The following is a 7,984-nucleotide window of genomic DNA, read 5'->3' as shown; positions in this document are numbered from 1 at the left end:
TTCTTTTTAAATCTAGGAACCCCAACCTTTTTACCTTTTCTCTTACCTTTAAGGGAATTGAAAAAGTTTTTGTAAGCAACATCTAAATGCCTAAGAGACTGTTGTAATGGCACTGAAGAAACATCAGATAGCCATTTTCTCGCTTCAGTCTTTTTAGCTTGGGTTAGCATTGCCGAGAGTTTGTTGTACCCAAGCAGCTTTTGAGATTGTTTGCACAAACCTAGAGCATCATTCCAGACAACTCTAACACAACCATACAACCGAGCTAAACTCTGTTGCTGTTGGTCTGTCGGGTAAAATCTGTACTGATATCTAGCTTTCATGCTTTGTGCTAAAATTTGTCTGTTAAGATAGATTCTACAGTGTTTACCCAAAAATGACAAGTGGTTTAAGACATGAAAGACACAGTATTTCAGACCTGAAGATACACTTGGTTTGTGTCACTAAGTATAGAAAAAAATTCTTACACATGAAAGTCTTGAACTAATTTACAAATCAGTATTAGTGAATGTTAGCAAAAAAGTATCGGTGCTTCTATGGCGGAAACAAATTCTCAAGAGAATAATATTAATACTACCGTGACTGTTTTAGAAAGATATGCGGCGGGAAAACGGGATTTTACCGGGGTTAACTTAGGTAAGGCGGATTTGCAGGGTGTTGATCTCAAAGGATGTGACTTGAGTTATGCTGACCTGAGTGAAGCTAATCTGAATGGTGCTAATCTCAGAGGTTGTGACCTGAGTTTTGCTAACCTAACTCAAGCTGATTTGCAAAATGCTGACCTGCGGGGTGCTTTGTTGTTTGCGGCGGATTTGCGTCAAGCTAATCTCACGGGGACGAAGTTAGCAAAAGCTGATTGCGATCGCAATACTCATTTTCCTGATAACTTTGACCTATTCTCAGTGGGATTACGAATACAAGATTAATACCAGTTATACTAATTATACTAAATCAAGGATGAGAGAATATGGCACTAGCTCGGATTGGGATTATTGGCGGTAGTGGTCTGTATAAAATGGCAGACTTAAAGGATGTAGAAGAATTAGAGATTAAAACCCCTTTTGGTTCACCATCTGATGCGATAATTTTGGGAACCCTGGGTACGGAAAGAGTGGCATTTTTAGCGAGGCATGGTCGTAATCATACTTTAACGCCTTCTGAGTTGCCTTTTCGCGCCAATATCTATGGGATGAAGCAGCTGGGGGTAGAGTATTTAATTTCAGCCAGTGCGGTGGGGTCTTTGAAAGCAGAAGCCAAACCCATGGATATGGTGATCCCAGATCAGTTTATTGACAGAACTAAAAATCGGGTTTCTACATTCTTTGGGGAGGGAATTGTGGCTCATATTGCCTTTGGTGACCCGATTTGTGGCAATTTAGCTGGGGTGTTAGCCTCGGCGATCGCATCTTTAAATTTACCAGATGTGACACTGCATCGCGGTGGTACTTATGTCTGCATGGAAGGCCCCGCATTTTCCACGAAGGCGGAATCCCATCTTTACCGCAGTTGGGGCGCAACAGTGATTGGGATGACCAACTTACCAGAGGCGAAGTTAGCCAGGGAGGCGGAAATTGCCTATGCAACTTTAGCCCTGGTGACAGATTACGATTGCTGGCACCCGGATCATGATAGTGTGACGGTAGAAATGGTAATTGGTAATTTACAGCGTAATGCGGTGAATGCGCAAAAGGTTATTCAAGAAACTGTCAGGCGTTTAAGCGCCAATCCCCCGGTGAGTGATGCTCATTCGGCGTTGAAATATGCGATTTTAACTCAGTTAGATCAAGCACCGGAGGCAACTAAACAAAAGCTGGAATTATTATTACATAAGTATTATTAATAGTAATAGCATTCAGGTTTAAACTGTGAGACGATTGTGAAATAAATTATTTTAATTTAGCAATTACAATTTAAGCCTCACCCCATGGTAAATCTACTCAACCAAGATTTGCACAAACCACAATTAGACCATCATCCCAGTGTTAATTCCCAGTTAAAGGTATATCCCCAGGAGTTTAATACCCTGATGAGGGTTTTACCCTATCAGCCCACTGTTTTCCACTCCATGGAACAAGATCAAGTGATTATGCTGCACTATGATCAACTACCTCCCCATGAAGTCCCAGAACACTGTGTTAAGGGATATCAGTTTTTGGCCGTGTCTGATATCAATTGCAAAACTGAATTAGAATGTCGGTTAGATGGTAAGCTATACCCCCGTAAACTATTGGGTTATGGGAGTATAGGCATTTTTCCTGATGGAGCCTCTCACTGTGCTACATGGAATCAAGACATGGGGATTACTTTGTTTTTTCTGAAAACGGAGTTGGTGAATGACCTGGCCCAGGATAGGATGACCAATGGTGATGTGGGAATGATTCCGCGCTCTGGTGTAGAGGATGGAGGGGTTTATCATTTAGGGATGGCTTTAAAGGCTGAACTAGCAGCGCCACCAGATTGTCAAATGGGGTCTGTTTATCAAGATACATTGCTCAACGCCCTAGTGATGCGCTTGGTAAAGCACCATTCTAGCGCCGGTATTCGAGGGCGAAAGGATCCTGGGGGTTTGGGTTTATCTACCTTAAAACTGCTCATTGATTATATTGAGGCCTATCTTGACCAAAATATCAGGTTGGGTGACCTAGCGGCACTGGTAGGTTACAGTCAGCCATATCTATGCAGTATGTTTAAGGAATCAATGGGAATCCCATTGCATCAATATATTATTCAGCAGCGGGTAAAACGCGCAGCAGTCCTGTTGCGCTCATCTCAAATGTTTTTAGCTGAGATTGCTGTATGCTGTGGATTTTATAGTCATAGTCACTTAACCCGGAATTTCAAGCGCGTTATGGGAGTCAACCCCAAGGAATATCGGTAGTTTAGGCGACTTGAAAATCAAAGTTGAAACTAGCCCAATTTTTCACATCCAATACATAGGAGTCGGTAGATGTGATGTTAGTTTCGGATGTGACTGCACTGGCGTTATGCAAATCCTGCAATAATAGTTGAGCAATTTCTAAAGGTTTCAATAATGCGCCAAAGGGTCTTTGGTCTGTGATGGGATACTTGGCTTTTTCTAAATATCCTAGTGTTTCTCTAAAGGGGGCGGTGCTAAACATCATTTGGTGTTCGCATTCGTAAGCTGGGGCTGGGATCATCCATTCAGAATCTGTGACACCTTTGGGTAATAACATGGTTTCACCAGGGGGAATAACTACTTGTTGGAATAGGGGTTTAGAGTTTAAGTATGTAGATTGTTCGGGGGATTGCCAAGGATAAAAGGCGATCGCATTGATGTTGTTTTTTAATCCCAGGAGCATTAAGTAGATGGGGCGATCGCTCTGATTTTGTAATCGGTACTGCATGCGGCTGCCAATGGGTACAATGGGATTACTCAGGGCTGTCAGCGGTAAGCTTTGTGCTGAAGTTAGAGAGCGTGTAGTTTGACGTTGCATGACAACGCGGGGTGATAAGTTGTGAATAATTTCCAGAGTAGCTTTGACTGGTAAGCGCGAAGAACCTTCATTTTCTGTGAGTCGCCATAACTTTGTTGCTAGCAGAGTTGGTAATTTCGGGATTAACCTTTGCACCACTAATTTTACCGCTTCCCCTGGTTCTCCAGATGTGTTAGCTATGAGTTTACCGCCGGGAGTAAATAAACCATAGCGACTGGGAGTTTCTGAGAGTTTAGTAAATACACAATCTGCGGGTTGTTCTCCGGCGACTACGGTGGAAACATGGTCAGTTCCAGCGAAGGCACTTGTGGCATCTACCCGCTCAATTCTTTCTAATCGTGTATCTAAACCCACTATTAAATTAACATTTCGCGGTAATACCCGCACGGCTTCTTGAAATACTTGTCCTACAAGTGGGGGAGTTTGTGGTAATGTCTTAGATGTCTGAGCTTTGGCTGTTAAGCCGTTGCGCGATCGCAGGATTAACTGTTCTCCTGTTAATAGGTTGAATCGGGAATTAGTGCCGTAGTGTTCTAAGACTTGTGGCGGTAGTCCGGTTAAAAATATTTGGGCTGTTTTCCCATCATCTTCTAGGGCTTTAATGACTCCCTCCCCGGCCACTGTGCTGTCTGGGAGGAGTAAATTCTCGACGGTTAATGGTTTGAGGGGATTTTTGGTCTCATTTAATAATCCCGGTTGCTGATTACTTCCGAGTTTATGCATATAGCTACCCACATGGGAAAGAGTGAAATTAATTGTCCGTGGTGGTGTAGTTTCCCATAGGTATTGAGTTAAGGCGTAGGTAAATAACCCGGCGCTGAAGCCGGAAAATAGTATTTCCCTGGCTAACTGTTGAGGGTCAGCAGTAGCAGACAAGACAACTGGATAACTGGGGTTAGAGTTTTGAGTTTTGAGTTGTCGTAACAACTCTAGTTCTGCGGTTGCTAGTTGTGCTTGTGTTGATTCGGGACGGACGCGAATTCGCCAACCTATGGGCGGGATGCTGGTAGGACTGTGGAAGCTGGTATCTAATACTGCAGCCACTCTGTTTGTGGGTAGCGATCGCAATAATAATTCTACTGTTTCTGCTAATATATAGTTGACTGTTTCATCTTTTTGTGGTATTAGAGGATCGTAAGCTGGAACTAAAGCATTTTGGGTGGTATCTATAAAGTTACCGGATTTAATCCGAGTTCCATAGCCACTAAAGTGGAACAGGGCGACATCATCGGCTTTGACCCCGGCGAGGTGTTCTGTAAAAGCCGTCTCAATGGATTTCCTGGTGGCATCTTCGTCAGTTAAAGTCAGGATGTCTGAGCTTTGAAAGCCGAACCGATGAATTAATAGTTCTTTTTGCAGTTCCACATCGGTGAGACAACCGGTTAAAAACAGACCCTTTTGGTATTGATTAATGCCAATCAATAATGCTAATTTACGTTTACCAGACTGTGCTAAAGCTTGGGAGTAGCGATCGCTGAAAGTCAACAACTGAGCTTCAGTTATACCCAATACTGCTAGTATAGAACCAATCCGTTGTAAAAAAAACCGCCGCTTCATGAAAACCTCCCAGGACACTCCCAGCTACCCTGACTACTTCACTATGACTTAGTGTTTTTGTGCCGCTGAGGCACAAAAACAAAGACACACAGATGAAAAATTACAATCAGCCGTCAGTCCTCAAATAAGAGTTTATAGGCCTGTGGGGTTGACTGTAAAGTTAAGCTTTATACAGTTTTGCGATTCACCCAGATATTAAGAAGATGCTTGTGCTTGCATTGTCCGCGCCAACTCTGCTGCAACTTCAGGGCGAGAAAATTCTGGTGGTGGTAATTCACCCCGGCGCAGCATTTCTCTTACTTTAGTTCCTGAGAGGTGAACGCGCTCCTCTGGTTTACTGGGACTAGTTTTAGTTGTAGCCATTTGCTTGGTGCGTGTGCAGTAGAAAGCGTGTTCAAACTTCATAGGTACTATACCTAGTTCATTCGGCTCAAACTCATCAAAGATATACTGAGCATCGTAAGTGCCGTAATAATCACCCACACCAGCGTGGTCTCGTCCGACAATAAAGTGAGTACAACCGTAGTTTTTGCGGACTAAAGCATGGAAAATTGCCTCCCGTGGCCCAGCATAACGCATGGCTGCCGGATTAATTGCTAAAATCACCCTATCTTGGGGATAATAATGTTCTAGCAAGATTTCATAGCAGCGCATCCGCACATCGGCGGGGATATCATCTTCTTTTGTTGCTCCTACCAAGGGGTGCAAAAATAAACCGTCAACGGTTTCTAAAGCACACTTTTGGATATATTCGTGAGCGCGGTGGATGGGGTTGCGGGTTTGAAAACCGACGATAGTTTTCCAACCTTTATCCTTAAACATCTGTCGCGAAGCTGCTGGGTCGATTTGGTAGGCGGGAAATTGGCTATGGGGATGGCGTTCTAATAGCCAAATGTCACCCGCGAGATTTACAGAACCTTGGTTGTAGACTACCTGCACCCCTGGATGTTTAGGGTCATCGGTGCGGTAAACATGAATAGCCTCTTGGGTTTTATCATAGAGATACTTTTGCGTCAGTTGCAAAACTCCGATAAATTCACCGTTGGGGTTATCCAAACGGATGAGGCTACCTTCTGATAATGGGGCAGCAATTTCTGCTGTTACTGATAGTGTAATGGGTATTGACCATACCAGTCCATTCGCGAGCCGCATTTCTTGGACGACGCGGGTGTAGTCTTCTTGGTTCATAAAACCTGTGAGGGGACTAAACCCGCCGATAGCAATCATCTCTAAGTCAGAAACCGCCCGCGCATCAAGTTGTACTCGCGGTAAAAAGTCGGCTTTCGAGAGAAATTCTGCCTTTTGTTCTGGTGTAGCGATACGGTTAACCAATTGTCCACCGTGGGGTGCAATGGTATCTGGCTGTTGAGTCAACGTCATCCCCTTTTTCTTTTAACTGCGATAGCATAGCGTGGCGTTAGCCATATGCTTCAAACTATGTACTAACTTATCAAAATGCTGGTACTGAGTTTACAAAAAGTTTGTGATGGTTTGGCGTGATGTAGTTTTCTGTGTGACCATCCCTGCACAACAGCTTAGTTGAGGAATAGTAAATTATTGGTGAATAATTCCTCCACCTAGGAGTTTATCGCCCTCGTACCACACTGCGGCTTGTCCGGGGGTGATACTGAATTGCGGTTCATCAAAGACTAAACGCACACGGGAGTTTTCCAGGGGAATTACCGTGACGGGGGTGGGTGTAGAACGATAACGAATTTGTACCTGGGCGCGAATGGGTGTGGATGGTTCGGTAATGGAAACCCAATTTACCCGATTGACGGTGCATTCTGGTTGCGTTACTTGGGTGCGATCGCCTACGATAACTTTATTATTGACGGCATCTAATGAAATCACGTACAGTGGTTCTGGGGCGGCGATTCCCAGACCTTTGCGCTGGCCGATGGTGTAATGATGGATACCTTCATGTTGTCCTAAAATCTTGCCGTTGGTATCGACAATATCTCCTGGTTTCGGTGCTAGGTATTTATCCAGAAATGCCCGCATAGAGCCGTTACTTTCCACTAAGCATAAATCTTGACTTTCTGGCTTGTCGGCGGTGGTGAGTCCGTATTCTGCGGCGATGCGGCGGGTATCTGTTTTTTGTAGTTCTCCTAGGGGAAATACTGCTGCAGCTAGTAAGTCTTGAGATAAATCATAGAGGAAGTATGACTGGTCTTTGTTGCGGTCTGCGGCTCTGAATAGTTGGTAGCGACGGGTATCCGGATCATAGTTAATTTGGGCATAGTGACCCGTAGCGATGCGATCGCATTCTAACTTCTCCCGTGCATACTGCACCATCGGACCAAACTTGACTGTTTTATTACACTCAGAACAAGGTAGAGGTGTAATTCCGCCGCTGTAACCATTAACCAAGTAATCAATGATATTAGTTTCAAAGACATCACGAATATCAACCACCTCATGGCGGATCCCCAATTGTTCACATATATCAGCCGCGTCGATCATTCCTTCGGAGCAACATTGACCCTTACCCTTCATCAGCCACAGGGTCAAACCGATGACTTCATAACCTTGATGATGTAGAATAGCGGCGGCGGTGGAACTGTCCACACCACCAGAAAGACCTACGACGACTTTTTGCATATTAGTTAAATGTTGTTAATCATGGGTTTCACTAACAGTGAGAGGATGTTTGAAAAGTATTAAACAGGTAATTTTTATCTTAGGGAACAGGGAACAGGGAACAGGGAACAGGGAATGAGGAATGAGGAATGAGGAATGGGGAATGGGGAACCGAAACAGTCAAATCCAATCCCCTCCCCTTATAAGGACAAGACTTGGTGGACAAGGTGGACAAGGTGACCACCGGAGAAAACAGTACAAAGTCTGTATTCTTAGTAAGAAAAATAGCCCATTAAAAGACCATTGTCCGTATAAAATCTTCCTTGTCCACTTTCCTTCCTTGTCTTCGGTGGTCTTGCCTTCACAGATCATATTAAAAACCTACCCTT

7 protein-coding genes and 1 pseudogene are annotated in these 7,984 nt (G+C 44.1%); 4 read left to right on the top strand and 4 right to left on the bottom strand.

Features of this window, described 5'->3' with window-relative positions; all coding sequences use genetic code 11:
• Window positions 1-323 (bottom strand): transposase (locus tag PN457_RS12310; RefSeq protein WP_271733634.1); only part of this gene is annotated, 323 nt, incomplete at its 3' end.
• 53 nt (window positions 324-376) lie between these two features.
• Here PN457_RS12310 and PN457_RS12305 point away from each other — a divergent pair.
• The 4 genes and pseudogenes from PN457_RS12305 to PN457_RS12290 all read left to right on the top strand — a co-directional run.
• Window positions 377-525 (top strand): annotated as a pseudogene (locus tag PN457_RS12305) (IS200/IS605 family transposase); the annotation flags it as partial.
• An 11-nt stretch (window positions 526-536) separates the two neighbouring features.
• Entirely contained in the window at window positions 537-926 is a 390-nt protein-coding gene (locus PN457_RS12300) for an Alr5209 family pentapeptide repeat protein (RefSeq protein ID WP_271733633.1), read from the top strand.
• A 41-nt stretch (window positions 927-967) separates the two neighbouring features.
• On the top strand, window positions 968-1,840 hold the full coding sequence (locus PN457_RS12295) for an S-methyl-5'-thioadenosine phosphorylase (RefSeq protein WP_271733632.1): 873 nt from the start codon (window positions 968-970) through the stop codon (window positions 1,838-1,840).
• Window positions 1,841-1,924: 84 nt separating this feature from the next.
• On the top strand, window positions 1,925-2,878 hold the full coding sequence (locus tag PN457_RS12290) for a helix-turn-helix transcriptional regulator (RefSeq protein WP_271733631.1): 954 nt from the start codon (window positions 1,925-1,927) through the stop codon (window positions 2,876-2,878).
• A gap of 1 nt (window position 2,879) precedes the next feature.
• Here the strand turns inward: PN457_RS12290 and PN457_RS12285 are convergent, their stop codons facing one another.
• The 3 genes from PN457_RS12285 to mnmA form a co-directional block, all read right to left on the bottom strand.
• A complete protein-coding gene (locus PN457_RS12285) occupies window positions 2,880-5,012 on the bottom strand; it encodes a caspase family protein (protein WP_271733630.1) in 2,133 nt (710 codons plus the stop codon).
• A gap of 195 nt (window positions 5,013-5,207) precedes the next feature.
• A complete protein-coding gene (gene sat, locus PN457_RS12280) occupies window positions 5,208-6,392 on the bottom strand; it encodes a sulfate adenylyltransferase (RefSeq protein ID WP_417006606.1) in 1,185 nt (394 codons plus the stop codon).
• A gap of 174 nt (window positions 6,393-6,566) precedes the next feature.
• The gene (gene mnmA / locus PN457_RS12275; protein ID WP_271733629.1) at window positions 6,567-7,616 is read right to left on the bottom strand and encodes a tRNA 2-thiouridine(34) synthase MnmA; all 1,050 of its coding nucleotides are present in this window, start codon (window positions 7,614-7,616) and stop codon (window positions 6,567-6,569) included.
• Between the last annotated feature and the right edge of the window lie 368 nt (window positions 7,617-7,984).

It is taken from the genome of Anabaenopsis arnoldii (genome assembly GCF_028331025.1).
Classification (GTDB): Bacteria; Cyanobacteriota; Cyanobacteriia; order Cyanobacteriales; family Nostocaceae; genus Anabaenopsis; species Anabaenopsis arnoldii.
This window is presented reverse-complemented; position numbering and strand designations above follow the sequence as displayed.

What these genes read in the sequence shown, in the direction of transcription:
- PN457_RS12300 (WP_271733633.1), top strand. Translation starts at nt 537, where the DNA reads ATGGCGGAAACAAATTCTCAAGAGAATAATATTAATACTACCGTGACT.
- PN457_RS12295 (WP_271733632.1), top strand. Translation starts at nt 968, where the DNA reads ATGGCACTAGCTCGGATTGGGATTATTGGCGGTAGTGGTCTGTATAAA.
- PN457_RS12290 (WP_271733631.1), top strand. Translation starts at nt 1,925, where the DNA reads ATGGTAAATCTACTCAACCAAGATTTGCACAAACCACAATTAGACCAT.
- PN457_RS12285 (WP_271733630.1), bottom strand. Translation starts at nt 5,012, where the DNA reads ATGAAGCGGCGGTTTTTTTTACAACGGATTGGTTCTATACTAGCAGTA.
- sat (WP_417006606.1), bottom strand. Translation starts at nt 6,392, where the DNA reads ATGACGTTGACTCAACAGCCAGATACCATTGCACCCCACGGTGGACAA.
- mnmA (WP_271733629.1), bottom strand. Translation starts at nt 7,616, where the DNA reads ATGCAAAAAGTCGTCGTAGGTCTTTCTGGTGGTGTGGACAGTTCCACC.